The sequence below is a fragment of the Roseococcus sp. genome (genome assembly GCF_965227005.1).
Lineage (GTDB): Bacteria > Pseudomonadota > Alphaproteobacteria > Acetobacterales > Acetobacteraceae > Roseococcus.
In genome coordinates this window covers 26,286-47,556 of the sequence record NZ_CBDDFJ010000007.1, presented here as the reverse complement: position 1 = coordinate 47,556, position 21,271 = coordinate 26,286, and the positions used below count along the sequence as shown (strand labels likewise).

Below are 21,271 nucleotides of genomic sequence, written 5' to 3'. Positions count from 1 at the left end.
GGTGCAGAGCGTGGCCGGCGTGAAGGACACCTATACCCTGCAGACCTTCAACGCCTTCGGCGGCGGGCGCGGCTGAGCCCCCCTCGCCTCAGCCTTGCCGGATGGCGTCCGTGATCCGCTTCACCGTCCCGTCGGCCGCCACCAGCAGCACGTCGAAGCGCATGCCCGCCCCGCCATGGCCGGCATTGGCGGCCAGCCAGATTTCGGCCGCGGCCATCAGCCGCGCCTGCTGACGCGCGGTCAGCGCGAAGGCCGCCTCGCGCAGGCTGGCCCGCGCCTTCACCTCGACGAAGGCGAGCAGCCCTTCCCTTCTCGGCGACGATATCGAGCTCGCCGGCGGGGGGTGCGCAGCCTTTCGCCCAGGATGGTCCAGCCGTCGCCGGCCAGGGGCCTCGCGCGCCAGAGCCTCGGCATCCCGGCCCCAAAGATCGGCCTGGACGCCCCGGCGCTGGCGCCGTGGATCAGGCGGCAAGCGCGTCGCGAATGGCCGAGACCGCGTCGGGGATCACTCGCCGCCGTCACGTCCAGATGCAGGCAGGCCCGCCACGCGCCCGCCCAGGCCGCTGACCATTATGCCCTGGTCGAGCAGCATGGACTGCAGCTGGCGGAACCGACTTTCCGGTCCCCTTGATGTCGAAGAAGACGAGGTTGGTGTCGGGATCCTCGACCACCACGCCCTCGATCTGGGCGAGGCCGCGCGCCAGGGCCTTGGCATTGGCGTGGTCGTCGGCGAGGCGCTCGATGTTGTGGTCCAGCGCGTAGATGCAGGCCGCGGCGCAGATGCCGCCCTGGCGCATCGAGCCGCCCAGGCGCTGCTTCCAGCGCCAGGCCTGGCCGATGAACTCGTGCGAGCCGCAGAGCACGGCGCCCAGCGGCGCGCCCAGGCCCTTGGTGAAATCGAGCCAGACGGAGTCGAAGCCGGCCACCATGTCGGCCGCCGAGATCTTCGCGCCCACGCAGGCGTTCATCAGCCGCGCGCCGTCCATATGCGTCGCCCAGCCCTGCTCGTGGGCGATGTCGGTGAGCGTGTTCAGCGTGTCCAGCGACCAGATGCCGCCGCCGCCGATATTCGCCGTCTGCTCGATCTCGAGCATCTTCTGCGGCGGGGTGTAGCGCGTCTTGGGGCGGATGGCGGCGCGCAGGTCGTCGGGCGTGAACATGCCGCGCGCGCCCTTGAGGCCCATGATCTGCACGCCCGTCAGCGCGGCATGCGTGCCGCCCTCGCTGCCGAGGATATGGCTGGTCTCGTGGGCGACGACCTCGTCGCCCTTCTGGCAATGGGTGAGGATGGCGATGACGTTGCACATGGTGCCGGAGGGCAGGAAGACGGCGGCTTCCTTGCCGGTCAGCGCCGCCATGCGGTCGCACAGCTCCCAGACCGTGGGGTCGTCGCCATGCTGCTCGTCGCCCATCTCGGCGCGCATCATCGCCTCCTTCATCGCAGGCGTCGGGCGCGTCTGCGTGTCGGAATAGAGGTTGATGCGCACGGGCGGCGCATTCCTGGGCGGGCGAGCCGGCGCCCAGGAGTTGGAGGACATGCTGTGCGGAGGGGCTTGGACCATTCCGAAATCCTGGCAGGAATCTTTCGGGACGTCAGCCCCGCCATCGCAATGGCGTCGCCATTGCCGTTATGTCATCTGGCTCGCGAAATAATCGGGAGACGGATTCGCATGGCTGGTGGACACGGGGCCGCGCATGGCTCGGAAAACAAGGGCGTGGCGCTGCTCATCGCCGTGCTGGCGCTGCTCCTGGCCCTCGCCGAGGTCGGCGGGAAATCCTCCCAGACGGAGGCGCTGAACAGCAATGTCCAGGCGGCCAATCTCTGGTCCTTCTTCCAGGCCCGCACCATCCGCCAGACGCAGCTCCGCACCGCCGCCGAGCAGGCCGAACTGGACAAGACGCCGGAGAACCGCGCCGTCATCGAGGCCCAGCAGTCCCGCTGGACCGCGACCGTCGCGCGTTGGGAAAGCGAGCCCTCCACCGGCGAGGGACGCCGGGAGCTGATGGCCCGCGCCCAGGTCGCGGAAGCCAGGCGCGACCGGAATATGGAGCGCTACCACATGTTCGAGTATGCGAGCGCGGTCTACCAGGTCGGGATCGTGGTGGCCTCGGCCTCGATCATCACCGGCGTGGCGCTGCTGATCTGGCTGGCCGGCGGCCTGGGAGTGGTCGGCTTCGGCCTGATGATGCTGGGCTATTTCGCCCCCGGGCTCATTCACTTCTGACCCGCCCTGCCCGGGTCAGCCCGGGACGTGGCGGCGCCAGACCGGCGCGATGCGCGGGCGCGCCGAGACGGCGCGCACCAGGGCCTCCACGCGCGGGCACTCCAACGGCATCCACCTCGCGCCCTCGTTCCAACGCGACAGGGCCGCGAGGTAGATGTCCGCCATCGAGAAGCGATCGCCCAGCACGAAGGGCGACGGCGCGCATTCCCGCTCGATCAGCCGCCACACCTCGCGCGCCATCTCCCGCGCCCGCTCCGCGATCGCCGGCGCATGGGCGGGTTCGGCCGAGAAGCGGTCCGGGTAATCGAAGCGCGTCACATGCGGGTAGAACTCGGTCGCCACCAGCACCATCCAGCGCAGGGCCGTCGCGCGGGCGGATTCATGACCGGCCGGCAGGAGCCCAGCCTCGAGATGGCGATCCGCCAGCGCGATCAGGATCGCCACCGATTCCGTCACCACCGTTCCGTCCGGCAGGATCAGCGTCGGCAGGCGGCCCATCGGGTTGAGCTTGCGGTAATCCGTCGCGAGTTGCGCGTTCGTGGCCAGGGGGACGTCGCGCAATTCGACCTGCGCGCCGATCTCCGCCAGCGCCATCTCGACCGGGCCCGAGCCGGAACCCGCATCGCCGTAGAGGATGTAGCCCATGCCGCCCTCCCAGGATCCTCGCGGATCAAGCCGCCGGATGATGGTGGCAGCGGGGCATGGCCGCGTTCAGGAGAAGGACGCGCGCGCTACCGCTGCGGTACGGGTGTGGGCACCGTGACGGGCGAGACGGGGTGGCGTCCGTAGAGCGCCATGGCCCGCCGCTCGAAGGCGCGCACCATCATGCGGACGGCCTCATTGAACACCGTGCCGATGACCGCCTGCAACAACTTCGAACGGAACTCGAAATCGACGAAGAAATGGACCTCCGTCCCGCCCGGCACCGGCGTCAGGCGCCAGGTGTTGTTGAGGTAGCGGAAGGGACCGTCGAGGTATTTGACCTCCACCTTCTCCGGCCGCTCCAGCGTCACTTCGCTGCGGAAGGTCTCGCGGAACATCTTGAAGCCAATGGTGAGGTCGGCCGTCAGCTTGGTTTCGTCGCGCGTCAGCACGCGCGCGCCCACGCACCAGGGCAGGAACTCCGGATAGCGGTGCACGTCGGCGACGATCTGGAAGATCTGATCCGGCGTCTGCCGAAGGATCTTCTTTTCCGCGTGCGTGGGCATCAGGCCGCGAGGCTCTTTTCCCGTGCCTCGCGCAGCGCCGCGAAGTCCCGGTCGGCATGGTAGGAGCTGCGCGTGAGCGGCGTCGCGGAGACCAGGAGAAAGCCCTTGGCCCGCGCCAGGCTCGCATAATCCGCGAATTCGGAGGGCTCGACGAAGCGGGCCACGGCCGCGTGCTTCACGCTGGGCTGGAGGTACTGGCCGATGGTGAGGAAATCGATATCCGCGCTGCGCATATCCTCCATCACCTGCTGCACCTCGATCCGCTCCTCGCCGAGGCCGACCATGACGCCCGATTTGGTGAAGATGGACGGGTCCAGCTGCTTCACGCGATCCAGCAGGCGCAGCGAATGATAGTAGCGCGCGCCCGGCCGGATGGAGGGATAGAGCCGCGGCACGGTTTCGAGATTGTGGTTGAACACGTCCGGCTTGGCAGCGACCACCACTTCCAGCGCGCCGTCCTTGCGGAGGAAGTCGGGCGTCAGGATCTCGATGGTGGTGTCGGGCGCGGCATTGCGGATGGCGGCGATGGTCTCGGCGAAGTGCTTCGCCCCGCCGTCGCGCAGGTCGTCGCGGTCCACGCTGGTGATGACGACGTGGCGCAGGCCGAGGGCGGCGACCGCATCGCCCACCCGGCGCGGCTCGTCATGGTCCAGCGGATTGGGCATGCCGGTCGCGACGTTGCAGAAGGAGCAGGCACGCGTGCAGGTGTCGCCCATGATCATCATGGTGGCGTGGCGCTGGCTCCAGCATTCGCCGATGTTCGGGCAGGCCGCTTCCTCGCAGACGGTCACGAGCTTGTTGTCCCGCATGAGCTTGCGGGTCTCGTGGTAGATCGGGTGCGTGGGCGCCTTCACGCGGATCCAGTCGGGTTTCCGCTGGATGGCGTTGTCGGGGCGGTTCGCCTTCTCGGGGTGCCGCTCGGCACCCGTCCGGACACCCGCCTCTCTGGCGCCCCCTGAAGGGCGATGGTCGATCTCGATACGGGCCATGATTCCCCTCATATAGCGCGGGTCGGCCGTTTCACATCCCTGGTTTGGTGGCCCGGGCCATGACGCCCGGGCAAGGCAGCGTCAGATGTGGATCACGCGGCCATAAGCGTCGAGCACCGACTCATGCATCGTCTCGGAGACGGTCGGGTGCGGGAAGACGGTGTGCATGAGCTCCGCCTCCGTCGTCTCCAGGGTGCGGGCGATGGTGTAGCCCTGGATCATCTCGGTGACTTCCGGGCCGACCATATGGGCGCCCAGCAGCTCGCCGGTCTTGGCGTCGAAGACGGTCTTGGTGAAGCCCTCGGTGTCGCCGAGCGCGATGGCCTTGCCGTTGCCGATGAAGGGGAAACGGCCGACCTTCACCTCATGGCCGAGCTCCTTGGCGCGGGCCTCCGTCAGCCCGACCGAAGCCACCTGCGGGCGGCAATAGGTGCAGCCGGGGATATTGCTGCCGTCGAACTCATGGGGGTTCAGCCCGGCGATGAACTCCACGCAGGTGATGGCCTCGTGGCTCGCCTTATGCGCGAGCCAGGGCGGCCCCGCGACGTCGCCGATGGCAAAGACATTGGGCTCGCCCGTGCGGCCATAGCCGTCCACCACGATATGCGTGCGCTCGACCTTCACCTTGGTGCCCTCGAGACCCAGGCCCTCGACATTGCCGACGATGCCGACCGCCAGGATCAGCCGGTCGGCCTCGATCTCCTGCGTCTTGCCGCCGATCTCGACCGTGGCAGTGACGGTGGAGGCGCCCTTCTTCACGCCCTTCACCGAGGCGCCGACGAGCACCTTCATGCCCTGCTTCTCGAAGGACTTCTTCACGAAGGCGGAGACCTCGGCATCCTCGACCGGCACCACGCGGTCCAGCGCCTCGACGATGGTGACCTCGCTGCCCAGGTCGCGGAAGAAGCTGGCGAATTCAACGCCGATCGCGCCCGAGCCGATGACGATGAGCCGCTTGGGCACCGTGTCCGGCACCAGCGCTTCCTTATAGGTCCAGACCAGCTTGCCGTCCGGCTCCATGCCCGGCAGCACGCGGGCGCGCGCGCCGGTGGCGAGCAGGATGTTCTTGGCGACGAGGTCGGCAACCTTCTTGCCGTCCTTCTCGACGGTCACCTTGCCGCCGCCGCCCGCCAGCTTGGCCGCACCGTCGATGACGGTGATGCCGTTCTTCTTCATCAGGAACTTCACGCCGCCGGAGAGCTGCGCGGCCACGCCGCGGCTGCGCTTCACGATCTTGGCGATGTCGAACTTCACGTTCTCCGCGCTCATCCCATACTGGTCGAGCGTCTGGAGGATGTGGAAGATCTCGGACGAGCGCAGCAGCGTCTTGGCCGGGATGCAGCCCCAATTGAGGCAGATGCCGCCCAGATGCTCGCGCTCGACGATCGCGACCTTCATCTTGAGCTGCGCCGCGCGGATGGCCGCGACATAGCCGCCGGGGCCGGAGCCCACCACCACGAGATCGTAATTATCGGCCATGCCTCAGCCCCTTCCTGCAAGCGCGACCAGGGCCTGGCCCGAGACGCGCTGATCCGTCCATTGCTCGCGCCCCACGGCGCCCATCGCGCGATAGGCGGCGATGGCCGGCGTATTCCAGTCGAGCACATTCCACGACACCGCCGGGCAGCCTTCATCCAGCGCGCGCCGCGCGAGGAGGCTGAAGGCGGCCTTGGCGAGGCCCTGCTTCCGGTGATCGACCTCGACGAAGACGTCCTCGATCCAGATCTCGGGCCGGCCGAGGAAGCTGGAGAAGGTATAGTACCAGAGGCAGACCGCGACGGGGCGGCCCTCTGCCTCCGCCAGCATCGCATGGGCGAGAGGCCGTTCGGCGAAGAGGGCCTTGGCCAGGTCCTCCTCCGTCGCGTGGAACTCGTGTTCCATCTTCTCGAAGACCGCCAGCGCACGCACGAGCCGGTGGATGTGCCCGACATCCTCCGGTCCGGTGTCGCGCCAGCTGGCGTTGCCGGGCGGCCGATTCACGTCCTCGCTCCGCTCAGACGATCGGACGCCATGGCTAAAGCATCAGGCTCAGCGGCGCTTCCACGATGGCCTTGAATTCCTGCAGCCATTCCGCGGCGAGAGCGCCGTCGATCACGCGATGGTCGACGCTGAGCTGGCAGGTCATCACGGTCGCGACCGCGAGCTCGCCATTCTTCACCACCGGACGCTTCTGGCCCGCGCCGACGGCGAGGATGCCGGCCTGCGGCGGGTTGATGATCGCGGCGAAGTGGGTGACGCCATACATCCCCATGTTGGAGATGCTGAAGCCGCCGCCCTGGAACTCCTCGGGCTTGAGCTTGCCCGACTTCGCCCGCGCGCCGAGATCCTTCATCTCGTTGCTGATCGCGGCCAGGCCCTTGCCATCGGCATTGCGCACGATGGGCGTGATGAGCCCGTCCGGGATCGAGACGGCGATGCTGATATCGACGTCGTTGAAGCGCAGGATCGCCTCCTCGGTCCAGGCGGCGTTGACCGCCGGGATGCGCTTGAGCGTGACGGCGGCGGCCTTGATGATCAGGTCGTTCACCGAAAGCTTGAAGGCGCCCGGCCCGTCCTTGGGGCTGCTGGCATTGAGCTTGGCGCGCAGGTCCAGCAGCGCGTCGATCTCGATGTCCATCGCCACGTAGAAATGCGGGACGTTCTGCTTGCTCTCCGACAGGCGGCGCGCGATCACCTTGCGCATCGAGCTGTTGGGATGCGCCGTCGTCGCGCCCAGCACCTGCGGCGGGGCCGCGGCGGGGCGCGGTGCAGGGGCCTGGGCGGCGGCAGCGGCGGGAGCCGACGCCGGAGCGCCGCCCTTCATCGCGGCCTCGATATCGGACTTTACCACGCGGCCCTGCGGACCCGAGCCCGAGACCTTCGCGAGGTCGAGCCCGGCCTGCTGCGCCATGCGCTTGGCCAAAGGCGAGGCCGAGACGCGGTCGCCCGAAGCGGCGGGTGCCGGCGCCGGAGCAGCGGCGGGTGCGGCGGCCTTCGGCGCTTCGGCGGGCTTCTCGGCGGCCTTCGGCGCGGCGGCCGGAGCCGCCTTCGCCTCGCCCGACGGCACGGCCTCGCCTGCCTCGACCAACACGGCGATGACGGCGTTGACCTTCACGCCCTCGGTGCCGGCCGCCACGACGATCTTGCCGAGCACGCCCTCGTCCACGGCTTCCACTTCCATGGTCGCCTTGTCGGTCTCGATCTCGGCGATGATGTCGCCGGCCTTCACCGTGTCGCCCTCGGCCTTGAGCCAGCGGGCCAGCGTGCCCTCGGTCATCGTCGGCGAGAGCGCGGGCATCAGGATATTCGTGGCCATGATCTCGTTTCCCCTTAGCGGTAGGTCACAGAGTGGACGGCTTCGACCACCTGTTCCAGCCGCGGCAGGGCCAGCTTCTCGAGATTGGCCGCATAGGGCATCGGAATGTCGAGCCCATGGACGCGCACCGGCGGCGCATCGAGATCATCGAAGCAGTTCTCGACGATCTGCATCGCGATCTCGGAGCCGATGCCGGCGAAGGGCCAGCCCTCCTCCAGCGTCACGACGCGGTTGGTCTTCTTCACGCTCGCCACGATGGTGTCGATGTCGAGCGGGCGGATGGTGCGCAGGTTGATGACCTCGGCACTGATGCCCTTCTCGGCCAGCGCATCCGCCGCCTGCAACGCGAGGCCGACCATGATCGAGAAGGCGACGATGGTGACGTCCGTCCCCTCGCGCTCGACCTTCGCCTTGCCGATCGGCAGCACGAAATCCTCATCCGTGGGGCATTCGAAGCTCTGCCCGTAGAGGATCTCGTTCTCGAGGAAGATGATCGGGTTGGGGTCGCGGATGGCGGCGCGCAGCAGGCCCTTGGCATCGGCCGAGGACCAGGGCGCGACGACCTTCAGGCCCGGGCAATGCGCGTACCAGCTCGCATAGCACTGGCTGTGCTGGGCGCCGACGCGCGAGGCCGCGCCGTTCGCGCCGCGAAAGACGATCGGGCAACCCAGCTGGCCGCCGGACATGTAGAGCGTCTTGGCGGCCGAATTGATGATGTGGTCGATGGCCTGCATCGAGAAGTTGAAGGTCATGAACTCGACGATGGGCTTGAGGCCGGTGAAGGCCGCGCCCACGGCCATGCCCGTGAAGCCATGCTCGGTGATGGGCATGTCCAGCACGCGCTTGGCGCCGAACTCCTCCAGCAGGCCCTGGCTGATCTTATAGGCGCCCTGATACTGCGCGACCTCCTCGCCCATGAGGAAGACGTCCTTGTCGGCGCGCATTTCCAGCGCCATGGCATCGCGCAGCGCCTCGCGGACGGTGATCGACTTGGTCGGCCCCCAATCCTTCTCGGGCGCGACGGACACGGGCGTCGCCGCGATGGTCGGATGCGGCTTGGCGGCGACCACGGCATGGTCCTCGCCGACCGGCGCTTCGGCCTTGGGAGCGGGCGCGGCCTTGCCGCCGGCGCCGCCATCCAGCTCGGCGATGGGCGAGTTCACGGCCACGTTCTCCGTGCCCTCGGGCACGACGATCCTGGTGAGGACGCCCTCATCCACGGCTTCCACTTCCATGGTCGCCTTGTCGGTTTCGATCTCGGCGATCACGTCGCCGGCCTTCACCGCATCGCCCTCTTTCTTCAGCCACTTCGCGAGCTTGCCCTCCGTCATCGTGGGGGACAAAGCCGGCATCAAGATCTCGACGCCCATCTTACTTCGTCTCCACCAGGATGTCGGTCCAGAGCTCGCTCTCGTCCGGCTCGGGCGAGGTCTGCGCGAATTCGGCGGCGTCGGTCACGATGGCTTTCACCTCGTCGTCCAGCGCCTTGAGGTCGGCTTCCGTCACGCCCTGGCCCATGAGCTGGCCGCGCGCCGTCTCGAGGCAGTCGTGCTGCTCGCGCATCTTCTGCACTTCCTCGCGCGTGCGGTACTTCGCGGGGTCGGACATGGAGTGACCGCGATAGCGGTAGGTCTTCATTTCCAGCAGATACGGGCCGAGGCCCGCGCGGCAATGCGCGACGGCGCGCTGCGACGCCTCGAAGACGGTCTGCACGTTCATGCCGTCGACCTGCTCGCCCGGAATGCCCCAGGGCGCGCCGTTCTTGGAGAGGTCCTGGCTGGCCGAGGCGCGCTCGACGCTCGTACCCATGCCGTACTTGTTGTTCTCGATGACGAAGATGCAGGGCAGCTTGAACAGCGCCGCCAGATTCATGCTCTCGTAGACCTGGCCCTGGTTGGACGCGCCCTCGCCGAAATAGGCGACCGAGACCTTGCCGTCCTCGCGATACCAGTTGGCGAAGGCCAGGCCGACGCCCAGGCTCACCTGCGCGCCCACGATGCCATGGCCGCCGAAGAACCCCTTCTCGCGGCTGAACATGTGCATCGAGCCGCCCTTGCCCTTCGAATAGCCGCCGATGCGGCCCGTGAGCTCGGCCATGACGCCACGCGCTTCCATGCCGGTCGCCAGCATGTGTCCGTGGTCGCGATAGGAGGTGATGACCTCGTCGCCCGGCTTGAGCGAGGCCTGCATGCCCACCACCACGGCCTCCTGGCCGATATAGAGGTGGCAGAAGCCGCCGATGAGGCCCATGCCGTAAAGCTGGCCGGCCTTCTCTTCAAATCGTCGGATCAGGAGCATGTCCCGATAGGCGCGCAGCAGGGCATTATGCCCCATCTGCATTTCCTTTTCCTTCGCGGCGCCCTTGGCGCGGCGCTTGGGGGGGGTGGCATCGGGCATCGGCGTCTCCCTGCGGATGCGCCACAGTTAAGCTGCCCCCGCGACCTTCGCAAGATTGGCGTGGAGGAAGAAAATCCAGTTATTGCAATGCAATATGGCATTTAACCGGATTTCGGTTCACGCAATAATCTTATGCTGCGACGCAACAATCTTGCTAGAGCGCTGATCTGAAACGGGAAGCGCAGACCGGTGAACCGGCCGATAAACCCGGCACCCTATGATTTTGAATTCAAATCCGAATGCGCTCGGCCCAGCCCGCAGGTCCTCACCCGCGGGACCTCAGTAGAGCCGCCGCCCCTGCGGATAGGGAATCACGATCTCGTCGCGATTGGTCATGTTGAGCATGGCCCGCGCCCGTTCCTCGAGCTGGTCGCGGTCCAGCCGGTCGCCGCGCATGGCGTTCACGCGCCGCTCCGCCGCCTCGCGCTCGTCGGTCGCATGCTGCAGCTCGGCGCGCGCATTCGCAATTTCCACCACGCGCAGCTCGCGCGCGATCAGCCCGCGATCGCCATGCGATGCATGCCAGACGAAGAAGGCCGCGACGCTCGCCAGGATCACCGGCGCCGCCAGAAGCTTCACGCCGCGGAGTAGTGCCCGCCCCAAATTCATGTAACCCCCGAAGCGGCCCCCCGGCACGCCCATTCCAAGGAATCACCACGGGGCCGCGCTGACAAGCAAAAACACCCGGCCCGCGCGAGAATTTCCCGTGGGATTCCAACAGGCGGAAGGAAGCGCCTCAGCGCTTCACGATCGTCCGGCCGGCATAGCGCGCCGCCGGGCCGAGATCCTGCTCGATGCGGATCAGCTGGTTGTACTTGGCCAGCCGGTCCGAACGGCTCAGCGAACCGGTCTTGATCTGCCCGCAATTCGTGGCGACCGCGAGGTCGGCGATGGTGTTGTCCTCGGTCTCGCCCGAACGATGGCTCATCACCGCCGTATAGCCCGCGCGATGCGCGATCTCGACCGCCTCCAGCGCCTCGCTCAGCGTGCCGATCTGATTGACCTTCACGAGGATCGAATTGGCCGTGCCCGTCGCGATGCCGCGCGTCAGCAGCTCGGGGTTGGTGCAGAACAGATCGTCGCCGACCAGCTGCAGCTTGCCGCCGAGCCGGTCGGTCAGCAGCTTCCAGCCGTCCCAGTCCTCCTCGGCGCAGCCGTCCTCGATGGAGATGATGGGGAAGCGGTCGCAGAGGGCGGCCAGGTAGTCGACCATGCCGCCGGCATCGAGGGTCTTGCCCTCGCCCGCCATCACATACTTGCCGCCCTTGTGGAATTCGCTGGCGGCGCAGTCGAGGCCGAACATGATGTCCTCGCCGGGGCGATGGCCGGCGGCCTCGCAGGCCTTGGAGATGAAGGCCAGGGCCTCCTCGGCGCTGCCGATGTTCGGCGCGAAGCCGCCCTCGTCGCCGACATTGGTGTTGTGGCCGGCGTCGTGCAGGGCCTTCCTCAGCGCATGGAAGCACTCCGAGCCGATGCGCACCGCCTCGGCGATGCTGCCGGCGGCGACGGGCAGGATCATGAACTCCTGGATGTCGATGGGGTTATCGGCATGCGCGCCGCCGTTGATGATGTTCATCATCGGCACCGGCAGGGTGCGCGCCGAGGTCCCGCCGACATAGCGGTAGAGCGGCTGGCCATGGGCCTGGGCTGCGGCCTTGGCGACGGCGAGGCTGACCGAGAGGATTGCATTGGCGCCGAGCCGCGCCTTGTTGGGCGTGCCGTCCAGCTCGATCATGAGGCTGTCGATCTTGACCTGGTCGGTGGCTTCCATGCCGCCGATCGCGTCGAAGATCTCGCCTTCCACATTCGCGATGGCCTTGGTCACGCCCTTGCCGCCGTAGCGCGACTTGTCACCGTCGCGCAGCTCGACCGCCTCGTGCACGCCCGTCGAGGCGCCCGAGGGGACGATGGCGCGGCCGCGCGAACCGTCATCGAGGATCACCTCCGCCTCCACGGTCGGGTTGCCCCGGCTGTCGAGCACTTCGCGGGCGATGATGTCGGCGATGGCGGGCATGGGGAAATCCTTCCGGCGGGTTTCCTGCGCGGATAGGGCGAGTGGCGCGAAAGGGCAAGGCGGGTCGGGGAGGCCTTGCGCCAGATAAGTTATGTTATAATATATCTTTTATGACTTTCTTCTGCGAAGCCTTTGCCCCCGGCGCCAACGCCTTCGATTCCGCCGCCCGCGCGGTCGTCGGCCGTTCGCAGGAGACGCTCCTCGCGATCCTCCGCCCCCAGGTCGCCCTCGCCATCTGGCTGCGCGACGAACCGGCGGGATTCGGCCGCTCCCTGCGGGCCCTGGGTGAGGGCGGCCCCTTTGTCGCCGTGGGGCAAGGCGCGCCCGAGGCCGCGCTGGACGCGCTCTGCGAGCAACTATCCCAAGGCATCGACGGCGCCTTCCTGACCGACATCTTCCGTCTCTCGACCCTCTTCGGCGCCCTCGCCCGCTCGGAGACGGTGCGGCTGCGCCTGGAGGGCATCACGGACGATGCCTGCCGGAAATTCCATGTGGACGCGGTCGGGCTGCGGATGCTGGTCACCTATGCCGGGCCGGGGACGCAATGGGTCATGGGCGATCCCGCGGCGGCGACCACACCGGAGCAGGTGCCCTGCGGCGCGGTGGCGCTTCTGCGCGGCCGCCGCGGGACCGGCGAGTCCGTGCTGCACCGCTCGCCGCCGCTCTCCCACCTGCCCGAGGCACGGCGCTGGCGGCTCCTTCTGTGCATCGACGAGCCGCTGCCGTTACCGTGAGGTGTGGCCCGTGAGGTGTGCCATGTCGCAGGAACATCTTGCGCCCACCCCCCGAGGTGCCATTGATGCGCCGATGCAAGCCTCCCCGTCCGATACCCCCCCGATCACCTCACCCATCCCGCTGGAGGCCGCCCCATGGGCGTGAACGCCGAGGCCGTCGAGGCCGCGATCCTCGCCCATATCGAGGCGGCCGCCCCCGGCGCCTCCATTTCGCCCAACGAGGTGGCCGCCGCCCTCGCGCCCGAGAACTGGCGGCCCCTGCTCGGCCCCGTCCGCCTCGCGGCGGTGCGCCTGTGCAAGCAGGGCCGGCTGGAGATCCTGCGCAAGGGCAAGCCCGTGCCGCCCGAGGAAATGCGCGGCGTGATCCGCCTGCGCCGGGCGGCCGGCACGGAATGAGCGCGGCGCTCGGCCGGCTGCGACGCTGGTGGGACAGGCCGGCCGAGGCGACCTTCGCGCCGGCCGCGGCCCCTCCGCCCCTGCCGCCCGCCGACGAGCCCGTCGCTCCCGCCGACCCTCTGGCCCTACTCCTGGCCCGCTCCGCGCCGGGGCGTCACCTGCTCCTGGCCTGGGGCGAGGCGGGGGAGATCCCCGCTCTCGCTTTGGCCGCCGCCGCGGCCGGCGCGGCCTCGGTCCGCGCCTTCTCGGCCGAACGGCCGTCCGATGCCGACGGGCTGCTCGCGCGGGCCGCCATCGCCTCGGGCCAGGCCGGGCTGGCCGAGGCGCTGCTGGCCGCCGGCAGCGCCGCCCGCGACCTGCTCCCCCCCTCCCCGCATGTCCGCAGCGACGCGCCCCATGTCTGGTGGATGCGCGGCTCGCTCGACGCGCCGGACCTCCGCGCCCGCCTCGGCGAGGTCGATCTCGTCGTGGATGGGGCCAGCCTCGCCCGGCTGGACGGCGATCCGCCCCGCCGCCTCGCCCAGCTGCGCGGCACCGGCGCGCGCCGGATGATCCTGCGGACGGAGACGGTGCCCCCCGGATTCGACGCGGCCGGCTTCACGCCGGACACGCTCTGGCATGCCGGCGAGCTCGACGCGCCGCGCGCCGCCGCCCTGGACGCGGGCTTGCGGGCCAGGGGCCTCGCGCTGCCGCAATTCGCCGCCGGGCGCCTGACGCGGGAATCCGCCCAGGCGCTGGGCCTTGCCGATCCCTGGTGGTGGTTCATGGGCCGCGAGGCCCTGGCCCGCCTGCTGCGCGAGGCCGGCTGGACGCCGCGCCGCTGGCAGGAGGACGGCGCGCGCCTCCTCGTCACGGCCGAGGCGTGATGCGGCCGCAGCGGATCTGCCTGCTGACGCTCGACTTCGTCGGCCCCATTCGCAACGGCGGCATGGGCACCGCCTTTCTCGCCGCGGCCGAGGTCTTCGCCGCCGCCGGCCACCACGTCACCGTGCTCTACCCCTCCGGCTATACCGAGAACGAGCCGGTCACGCGCTGGCGCGAGCATTATGCCGCGCGCGGGATCGACTTCGTGTCGCTCTTCCTGGAGGGCACGCAGAAGGCCCTCGGCTTCGGCGCCTATCAATGGCTGAAGGCCCGCGAATTCGACGCGATCCATTTCCACGAGATGGGCGGCATCGGCTATTGGCTGACCGTCGCCAAGCGCTGCGGCCTGGCCTTCGCCGAGACGACGCTGGTCTGCCAGGTCCACAGCCCCACGCTCTGGCATGTCGCCCATTCCGCGCAGTTCCTCCAAGGCCATGCGGAACTGGAGGTGGACTGGCTGGAACGGCGCAGCTGCGAGGGCGCCGATGTGGTCACGGCCCCCTCGCGCTACATCCTCGACACCGTGGCCGAGATGGGCTGGCGATTGCCCGCGCGGAACCTGGTCCTGCCGAACCTCCTGCCGGCGAGCTTCCCCATCGCCGCCGATGCGCCGCGCGCGCCGCGCCCCGTGCGCGAGCTGGTCTTCTTCGGCCGGCTGGAGGAGCGCAAGGGCCTCAGCCTTTTCTGCGAGAGCGTGGGGCGCCTGCTGCGCGCCGGGATGCGCCCCGAGCGGATCACCTTCCTCGGCAAGGTCGGTCACATGGACCGCATGAATGCCCTGGCCTGGCTCGCCGATATCGCCGGGCGATGGCCGGTGCCGTGGCGGGTGGTGAACGACCTCGATCCCCATCGCGCGCGGGAATTCCTGGCCGGGCCGGGGCGGCTGGCCGTCATCGCCTCGCGCATGGAGAACGCGCCCTATGTGGTGCTGGAATGCCTCGCCGCCGGCCTGCCCTTCCTCGCGCCCGATGTGGGCGGGATCGGCGAGCTGGTGGATGCGGCGGACCATGCCAGCGTGCTCTATGCGCGCACGCCCGAGGCGCTGGCCCAGGCGATGCGCCGCGCGCTGGAACAGGGTGTGACGCCCGCCCGCGCGCAGGCCGCGCCGGCGAAGGTGCGCGAGGCGTGGCTCGAATTCCAGGACGCGCTGCCGCCCGCGCCCGCGCCGCCGGCCCGCCTTTGGCGCGACGAGCCGCCGCTCGTCTCCGTCTGCATGGCCGCCTTCAACCGGCACGAGCCGCTGGCCCATGCCATCGCGGCCATCGAGCGCCAGACCTATCCGAATCTCGAGCTGATCCTGGTGGACGACGCCAGCACCGACGAGACCACGCTCGCCTTCCTCGAGGCGCTGCGGCCCCGCTTCGCCGCGCGCGGCTGGACGCTGCTGCGCAACGAGCGGAACGCCTGGCAGGGCATGACCCGCCGCAGGGCCGTCGAGGCCTCGCGCGGCAAATACCTGGTCTTCATGGATGACGACAACGCGGCCTGGCCGGATCAGGTCGAGACCTTCGTCGCCGCGGCCGAGCATTCGGGTGCGGATGTCCTCACCTGCCAGATGCAGCCCTTCCTGGGCGGCGGCCCGCCGCCCGCCCATCGCGCGACGCGCCCGGACCTCTGGATCCCGATCGGGGCCTGCCCCGCGGTCGGCCTGTTCTGGAACTGCTTCGGCGACGCCAATATGTTCATGACGCGCGCGGCCTGGGACCGCATGGGCGGCTTCACCGACGACCGTGCCTATTTCGAGGATTGGGAATTCCTGATGCAGGCGACGCTCGACGGCCTGCACCTGGAATGCCTGCCCGAGATCCTCTTCCGCTACCGCGTCTGGGAGGGCGCGCAGACCGCCTCGCACGATCCGGAATTCCTCTATCGCAGCTATGCCCGCGCGGCGCGGCCCGCCCTCGCCGCGATGCCCGAGGCGCTGCGCCCCGCGCTGCGTCTGATGATCGAGCGGGATCATGCCCAGGCCGCCGCCCGGCGCGAGGGGCTATTTCTCCCGCACGCCGCTCCTCACGCCCGACCAGATCCGCGTCAACGCCCATCCGCCCAACAGCGCGGAGGCGATGCTCGCCGCCGCCGAGATCCTGCGCACCGCCGGCCAGGCCGAGAGCGCCGAGCAGCTCCTCGCCCAGGCGCTGCTGCTGGCGCCGGGCCATCCCGCCGCGCTCCGTCTTGCCGATTCCTGGAACGAGATCCCATGACCAAGATCCTCATCCCCCTGCGCGAGGCCCTGGCTCTGGCCCTGCCCTTCTGGCGCAGCGAGGAGCGCTGGAAGGCGCGCGGGCTGCTCGCTTTGGTCGTGGTGCTGAACCTCTCGCTGGTGGCGATGACGGTGATGCTCTCCTACTGGAACCGCGAATTCTTCAACGCGCTGGAGGCGCGGGATTCGGGCGCGTTCTTCCACCTGCTCTTCACCTGGCAGCCGACCGAGAGCGGGCCGATGCCCGGCTTCGTCTGGATCGCCGTCCTCTACATCCTCATCGCCGTCTACGCGCTCTATCTGCGCCAGGCGCTGCAGATCCGCTGGCGGCGCTGGAACACGGAGGCGATGCTGGCCGCCTGGCTGGAGAAGCGCGCCTATTATCGCATCGCGCTGACCGAGCGGGGCGACGCGAAGGGCGGCACCGACAATCCCGACCAGCGCATCGCCGAGGACGCCAAGCTCTTCGTGGACAACACGCTGGTGCTGGGCCTGGGGCTGATGCGCACGGTGGTGACGCTCTTCTCCTTCCTCTTCGTGCTCTGGACGCTGTCGGGACCGGCGACGATCCTGGGGGTCGAGATCCCGGGCTACATGGTCTGGGTCGCGCTGATCTATGCGGCGCTGGGCACTGTCTTCGCGCATCTGGTGGGCCGGCCGCTGATCCGGCTGAACGTGCAGCAGCAGAAGGTGGAGGCCGATTTCCGCTACGCGCTGGTGCGCTTCCGCGAGAATGCCGAGGGCGTCGCGCTGCATCGCGGCGAGGCGGAGGAGCATGCCAGCCTGGCCGGCCGCTTCCACGGCGTGACCGCGAACTGGTGGGCGCTGATGGTGGCGACGAAGCGGCTGACCTTCTTCACCGCGGGCTATGCGCAGGTGGCCTCGGTCTTCCCCTTCGTCGTGGCCGCGCCGCGCTTCTTCTCGGGCGCCATTCCGCTGGGCGGCCTGACGCAGACGGCGCAGGCCTTCGGCGAGGTGCAGGGCGCGCTGTCCTGGATCGTGGACAACTATTCCTCCCTCACGGAATGGCGCGCGACGGTGGCGCGCCTCACCGGCTTCCGCGACGCGATCGACGCCGCCCATGCCGCGACCGCGCGCGGCGAGGGCGTGCGCGCGGCGATCGGCGCCCCGGGCGCCGTGCGCGTGGACGATCTTCATCTGACCCTGCCGGATGGGCGCGTGCTGCTCGACCACGGCACGCTGGAATTGAAGCCCGGCGAGCGCGCGGTGCTGACCGGCGCCTCGGGCAGCGGCAAGTCCACCATGTTCCGCGCCATCGCCGGCATCTGGCCCTTCGGCAGCGGCAGCGTGAGCTTCCCGCCCGGCGAGGCGCCCTTCTTCCTGCCCCAGCGCCCCTATCTGCCGCTGGGCACGCTGCGCCGCGCGCTCGCCTATCCGGCGGCGGCCGATCGCTTCCCCGAGGCGGAGATCCTGGCGGTGCTGGGCGATGTGGGCCTGGCGCATCTCGCCCCGCGCCTCGATACGGAGGAGGCCTGGGCGCAGCAGCTCTCGGGCGGCGAGCAGCAGCGCGTGGCCCTGGCGCGGGCGCTGCTGCACAAGCCGAAATGGCTCTTCCTGGACGAGGCGACGGCCAGCCTCGATCCGGTCGCCGAGCAGCGGCTCTACGAGCTGCTGAAGGAGCGCCTGCCGGGCACCGCCCTGCTCTCCATCGCCCATCGCCCGGCCGTGGCGGAGCACCACGACCGGCATCTGGTCATCGCCGAACGGGCGCTCGCCGAGACGCGCTGATCAGCCCGCGAAGCGCAGCGCCCGGTTGACGGCGCCGGGCAGGACCGAGCCGTGGTTCTCGCCCTCGAAGAGCTGGAAGCACAGCTCGGGCCCGCGCGGTCCGAGGGCGGAGAGGATCGCGCCCACCTCCCGCGCGCGGCTGACCATCCGCCGCTCGCGCAGCGTGGCCTGGCGGGCGGCCGGCATAGCCGCATCCTCTTCCTCCAGCCCGCCCACGGTCAGCAGCAGGCCGAGCTCGGGCAGGTGCGGCGGCGGGTTGGCGGCGAAGCGGCGCACCTGCTCCATCATCGCGCCCTCGGCGAACCACAGCGACGGGCTCGCCGCGATGGTGCGCCGGAAGGCACCGGGGCGCGCGAGGAAGGCGTGCAGCGCGAAGAGCCCGCCATAGGAATGGCCGAAGAGCGCGTTGCGCGCCAAGTTCACCGGCATCCGCTCGGCGACCGAGGCGGCGATGCCGCCCAGCAGCGCATCGAGGAAGGCATCCGCCCCGCCCGAGCCCGCCGGCGCGCCGGGAAAGGCCGGCGTGTAGTCGCGCGCGCGACGCCCATCGAAGGGCTGCGCGGTCGGATAGCCCACGGCCACGAGGACCATGGGATGCACGCCCGTCGCGGCGGCGCGGCGCTGCTGGATCCGCAGCGCCTCGACGGCCGTGAAGAAGACCGCGTTGCCGTCGAGCAGATAGAGCACGGGGAAGCCGCCCGCCGGCGCATCGCCCTCCGGCCGGTAGGCGAAGATGCGCCGGGGGCCGTCGGGCCCGGCGATGTCCCACTGCCGCGTGCCCGGCAGGGTCACGGGCGGCTCGTCGGCGGCGAAGGCGGGCAGCGCCGCACCCGCCGCCAGCAGGGCCAGCGCGCCGCGCCGGCCCGTCGTCCGGAGCGCGCTCACCAGCGCATCCGCAGGCCGGCGAGGACGGTGCGGCGGTTGCCGAAGTAGCAGGCCGTCACCGAGGAGCAGCTGGAGACGTATTCCTTGTCGCCGAGGTTGGAAGCGTTGACCGTCGCCTCCAGCCCGGTCAGCCGCTCGAAGCGCGCGCCGAAATCGTAGCGGACCGCGGCATCGACCAGCGTCACCGCCGGGACCTTGAAGGTGTTGGTGTCGTTGCCGAAGGTCTCGCCGATGTAGCGCAGGCCGCCGCCCAGCTGCAGGCCGCGCAGCGCGCCCTCCGTGAAGCGGTAATTGGCCCAGCCGCTGGCGATGTTGTTGGGCACCTGCGGCACGCGGTTGCCGCGCACGCCGGGCGTGTTGGACTGCGTCACCTCGGCATCGATGTAGGTGTAGGTGCCGATCAGGTCGAGGTTGCTGGTCAGGCTCGCGCGCCCTTCCAGCTCGATGCCGCGCGAGCGGATCTCGCCGGTGGCGACGGAGTAGGTGTTGTACAGCGGATCGCGCGTGAGGACGTTCTGCTGGGTGATCTGGTAGCCCGCCAGCTGAATGAAGCTGTTCATGCCGGGCGGCTGATACTTGATGCCCACCTCGATCTGCTCGCCAGTGGTCGGCGCGAAGGTCGCGGCGCCGCGCTGAGGCGCCTGGGTGCCGGAATTGGCCAGGAACGACGTGGAATAGCTGACATAGGGCGCGAAGCCGTTGTCGAAGAGGTACAGCGCGCCGGCGCGCCAGGTCAGCTTGTCGTCATATTGCGAGCTCTGGCCCAGCGGGCCGCCGGCCACGTTGTGCCGCGTGGTCCCGGTCTGCGCCATGTCGTAGCGCAGGCCGATGTTGAACCGCCACCGGCCGTAGGAGATCTGGTCCTGCGCATAGAGGCCGACCTGGTCGGATTCCTGGTTCGTCAGCCCCGTATTCCCAGCTAAGATCGTGGGCACGTTCTGGAAGTACATCGGGCGGAAGAGGTCGATCGACGGCACATTGGCCGTCACCGTCGCGGCGCGCACGCGCGCGGAGTTGCGGAACCAGTCCACGCCGAAGAGCGCGGTATGCCGCACGGCGCCCGTGGTGAACTGCGCCTGGGCCTGGTTGTCCAGCGAATAGGAATTGCTGTGGTCGGAGACATAGCTGGCGGCGCGCACGCCCGTGCGGTCGCTGGAGATCGACTGGATCGAGAGGACGTTCACCTCCGCATCGATATGCGAGTAGCGGAAGTTCTGCCGCACGGTCCAGACGGGGTCGATCCGGTGCTCGAGCTGGTAGCCGATGGAGGCCTGTTCGCGGCGGAAGCGGTCATAATTGGGATCGCCGCCGAAGAAGTTGGAGCGGATGCGGCCGTTGGGGTTGGACAGCACCGTCCCGGTCGCGGGGACGAAGTTGTAGAAGCCGCCATAGGGGTCGTTCTGGTAGCTGGCCAGGAAGGTTATCGTCGTGTTGTCGGTGGCGCGCCAGGTGATCGCGGGCGCGATGGCGACGCGCTGCTCGTTGACGTGGTCGACCTGGGTGCCGGCGGTCCGCGCGATGCCGGTGAAGCGGTAGAGGAACCGCCCGTCCTCCGTCGCCTTGCCGCCGAAGTCGAAGGCGGTCTGCATGAGGGCATTGCTGCCGGCCTCGAGCCGGACCTCGTTGATGCGCTGTTCCGTCGGGCGGCGGCTGACGAGGTTCACCAGCCCGCCCGCGCCCGTCTGGCCATAGAGCACCGAGGCCGGGCCGCGCAGCACCTCGATGCGCTCCAGCAGCCAGGGATCGGTATTGGGCACGCCGAACTGCGCGCCGCGGCCCTGGCGCAGGCCGTCCTGCATGTTCACGAAGGCCGCCCCCGTCCCCTGCCCGCCGAAGCCGCGCACGAAGACGCTGTCATAGCGCGCGCTCGGGCGCACCTCGGGCAGGACGCCGGCGGTGTAGCGCAGCGCCTGGGAGACGCTCTGCGCGCCCTGGTCGTCCATCTGCTGGCGCGTGACGATGCCCAGCGACTGCGGCGCCTCGATCAGCGGCGTATCGGTCTTGGAGCCCGTGGTCGTGACGGGGGCGACATAGCCCTGGATCGGCTGCCAGGAGCGCCAGGCCGTGGCGCGGACGTCCATCTCCGGAAGCTCGATCCCACCCGCCTCGGCCACGGCCGGACTGTCCTGAGCGATGGCCGGAAGCGCGGCGAGGACGGCGCAAAGGGCCGTCGTGGCGAGGAGAGGAAGCCTCGCATTCCGATGGGGCGACATGACCGTGAGCGAATCCTGAATTGTTATCCAGGAACAGTTATCGCGATTGAGAGTCGTTCGCAATTACTGGATGAGCCCGGAGCGAAATCGCGCGCCAGGCGT

19 protein-coding genes are annotated in these 21,271 nt (G+C 69.4%); 5 read left to right on the top strand and 14 right to left on the bottom strand.

Annotated features, from left to right (window positions below):
• Positions 1 to 88: 88 nt before the first annotated feature.
• Together ACO057_RS03515 and ACO057_RS03510 are read right to left on the bottom strand one after the other, a co-directional pair.
• The gene (locus ACO057_RS03515; protein ID WP_421988967.1) at positions 89 to 283 is read right to left on the bottom strand and encodes a YraN family protein; all 195 of its coding nucleotides are present in this window, start codon (positions 281 to 283) and stop codon (positions 89 to 91) included.
• A 235-nt stretch (positions 284 to 518) separates the two neighbouring features.
• Positions 519 to 1,562, bottom strand: coding sequence for a threonine aldolase family protein (locus tag ACO057_RS03510; protein ID WP_421988966.1), 1,044 nt, complete (start codon positions 1,560 to 1,562; stop codon positions 519 to 521).
• Positions 1,563 to 1,670: 108 nt separating this feature from the next.
• Here ACO057_RS03510 and ACO057_RS03505 point away from each other — a divergent pair, with 108 nt between their 5' ends.
• Positions 1,671 to 2,225: a DUF4337 domain-containing protein gene (locus ACO057_RS03505; RefSeq protein WP_421988965.1), complete on the top strand. Its 555-nt coding sequence runs from the start codon at positions 1,671 to 1,673 to the stop codon at positions 2,223 to 2,225.
• A 15-nt stretch (positions 2,226 to 2,240) separates the two neighbouring features.
• On the opposite strand, the gene ACO057_RS03500 is transcribed toward ACO057_RS03505, so the two are convergent.
• From ACO057_RS03500 to eno, 10 genes are all read right to left on the bottom strand, one after another.
• Positions 2,241 to 2,870 carry a glutathione S-transferase family protein gene (locus ACO057_RS03500; protein WP_421988964.1) on the bottom strand — a complete coding sequence of 210 codons (630 nt, stop codon included), beginning with the start codon at positions 2,868 to 2,870 and terminating at the stop codon, positions 2,241 to 2,243.
• 86 nt (positions 2,871 to 2,956) lie between these two features.
• Positions 2,957 to 3,433 (bottom strand): type II toxin-antitoxin system RatA family toxin, encoded by a 477-nt coding sequence (locus tag ACO057_RS03495; RefSeq protein ID WP_421988963.1) that lies wholly within the window; start codon positions 3,431 to 3,433, stop codon positions 2,957 to 2,959.
• The gene (lipA, locus tag ACO057_RS03490; RefSeq protein WP_421988962.1) at positions 3,433 to 4,422 is read right to left on the bottom strand and encodes a lipoyl synthase; all 990 of its coding nucleotides are present in this window, start codon (positions 4,420 to 4,422) and stop codon (positions 3,433 to 3,435) included. The genes ACO057_RS03495 and lipA overlap by 1 nt, the downstream gene beginning before the upstream one ends.
• Positions 4,423 to 4,503: 81 nt before the next feature.
• The gene (gene lpdA, locus ACO057_RS03485) at positions 4,504 to 5,901 is read right to left on the bottom strand and encodes a dihydrolipoyl dehydrogenase (protein ID WP_421988961.1); all 1,398 of its coding nucleotides are present in this window, start codon (positions 5,899 to 5,901) and stop codon (positions 4,504 to 4,506) included.
• A gap of 3 nt (positions 5,902 to 5,904) precedes the next feature.
• Positions 5,905 to 6,402, bottom strand: a complete 498-nt coding sequence (locus ACO057_RS03480; protein ID WP_421988960.1) for a GNAT family N-acetyltransferase — start codon at positions 6,400 to 6,402, stop codon at positions 5,905 to 5,907.
• A 34-nt stretch (positions 6,403 to 6,436) separates the two neighbouring features.
• Complete coding sequence (locus ACO057_RS03475) at positions 6,437 to 7,717, bottom strand: pyruvate dehydrogenase complex dihydrolipoamide acetyltransferase (RefSeq protein ID WP_421988959.1); 1,281 nt, start codon at positions 7,715 to 7,717, stop codon at positions 6,437 to 6,439.
• A gap of 14 nt (positions 7,718 to 7,731) precedes the next feature.
• A complete protein-coding gene (locus ACO057_RS03470; RefSeq protein WP_421988958.1) occupies positions 7,732 to 9,087 on the bottom strand; it encodes a pyruvate dehydrogenase complex E1 component subunit beta in 1,356 nt (451 codons plus the stop codon).
• A 1-nt stretch (position 9,088) separates the two neighbouring features.
• Positions 9,089 to 10,057 (bottom strand): pyruvate dehydrogenase (acetyl-transferring) E1 component subunit alpha, encoded by a 969-nt coding sequence (gene pdhA / locus ACO057_RS03465; RefSeq protein WP_421988969.1) that lies wholly within the window; start codon positions 10,055 to 10,057, stop codon positions 9,089 to 9,091.
• Between the two features lie 336 nt (positions 10,058 to 10,393).
• Positions 10,394 to 10,693, bottom strand: coding sequence for an FtsB family cell division protein (locus ACO057_RS03460; RefSeq protein WP_421988957.1), 300 nt, complete (start codon positions 10,691 to 10,693; stop codon positions 10,394 to 10,396).
• A gap of 157 nt (positions 10,694 to 10,850) precedes the next feature.
• Positions 10,851 to 12,128 (bottom strand): phosphopyruvate hydratase, encoded by a 1,278-nt coding sequence (gene eno / locus ACO057_RS03455; RefSeq protein WP_421988956.1) that lies wholly within the window; start codon positions 12,126 to 12,128, stop codon positions 10,851 to 10,853.
• A 110-nt stretch (positions 12,129 to 12,238) separates the two neighbouring features.
• Between eno and ACO057_RS03450 the strand changes: the two genes are divergently transcribed.
• The 4 genes from ACO057_RS03450 (at position 12,239) to ACO057_RS03435 (ending at position 18,071) form a co-directional block, all read left to right on the top strand.
• Positions 12,239 to 12,862 carry a DUF1826 domain-containing protein gene (locus ACO057_RS03450; RefSeq protein WP_421988955.1) on the top strand — a complete coding sequence of 208 codons (624 nt, stop codon included), beginning with the start codon at positions 12,239 to 12,241 and terminating at the stop codon, positions 12,860 to 12,862.
• 135 nt (positions 12,863 to 12,997) lie between these two features.
• Complete coding sequence (locus tag ACO057_RS03445; protein WP_421988954.1) at positions 12,998 to 13,258, top strand: DUF3253 domain-containing protein; 261 nt, start codon at positions 12,998 to 13,000, stop codon at positions 13,256 to 13,258.
• Positions 13,255 to 14,124: a hypothetical protein gene (locus tag ACO057_RS03440; RefSeq protein WP_421988953.1), complete on the top strand. Its 870-nt coding sequence runs from the start codon at positions 13,255 to 13,257 to the stop codon at positions 14,122 to 14,124. Before ACO057_RS03445 ends, ACO057_RS03440 begins: the two co-directional genes overlap by 4 nt.
• Positions 14,124 to 18,071, top strand: coding sequence for an SbmA/BacA-like family transporter (locus ACO057_RS03435; protein WP_421988968.1), 3,948 nt, complete (start codon positions 14,124 to 14,126; stop codon positions 18,069 to 18,071). Before ACO057_RS03440 ends, ACO057_RS03435 begins: the two co-directional genes overlap by 1 nt.
• Here the strand turns inward: ACO057_RS03435 and ACO057_RS03430 are convergent, their stop codons facing one another.
• Both ACO057_RS03430 and ACO057_RS03425 read right to left on the bottom strand, forming a co-directional pair.
• Positions 18,072 to 18,956: an alpha/beta hydrolase gene (locus ACO057_RS03430; protein ID WP_421988952.1), complete on the bottom strand. Its 885-nt coding sequence runs from the start codon at positions 18,954 to 18,956 to the stop codon at positions 18,072 to 18,074.
• Positions 18,953 to 21,169, bottom strand: coding sequence for a TonB-dependent siderophore receptor (locus tag ACO057_RS03425; RefSeq protein WP_421988951.1), 2,217 nt, complete (start codon positions 21,167 to 21,169; stop codon positions 18,953 to 18,955). Before ACO057_RS03425 ends, ACO057_RS03430 begins: the two co-directional genes overlap by 4 nt.
• Between the last annotated feature and the right edge of the window lie 102 nt (positions 21,170 to 21,271).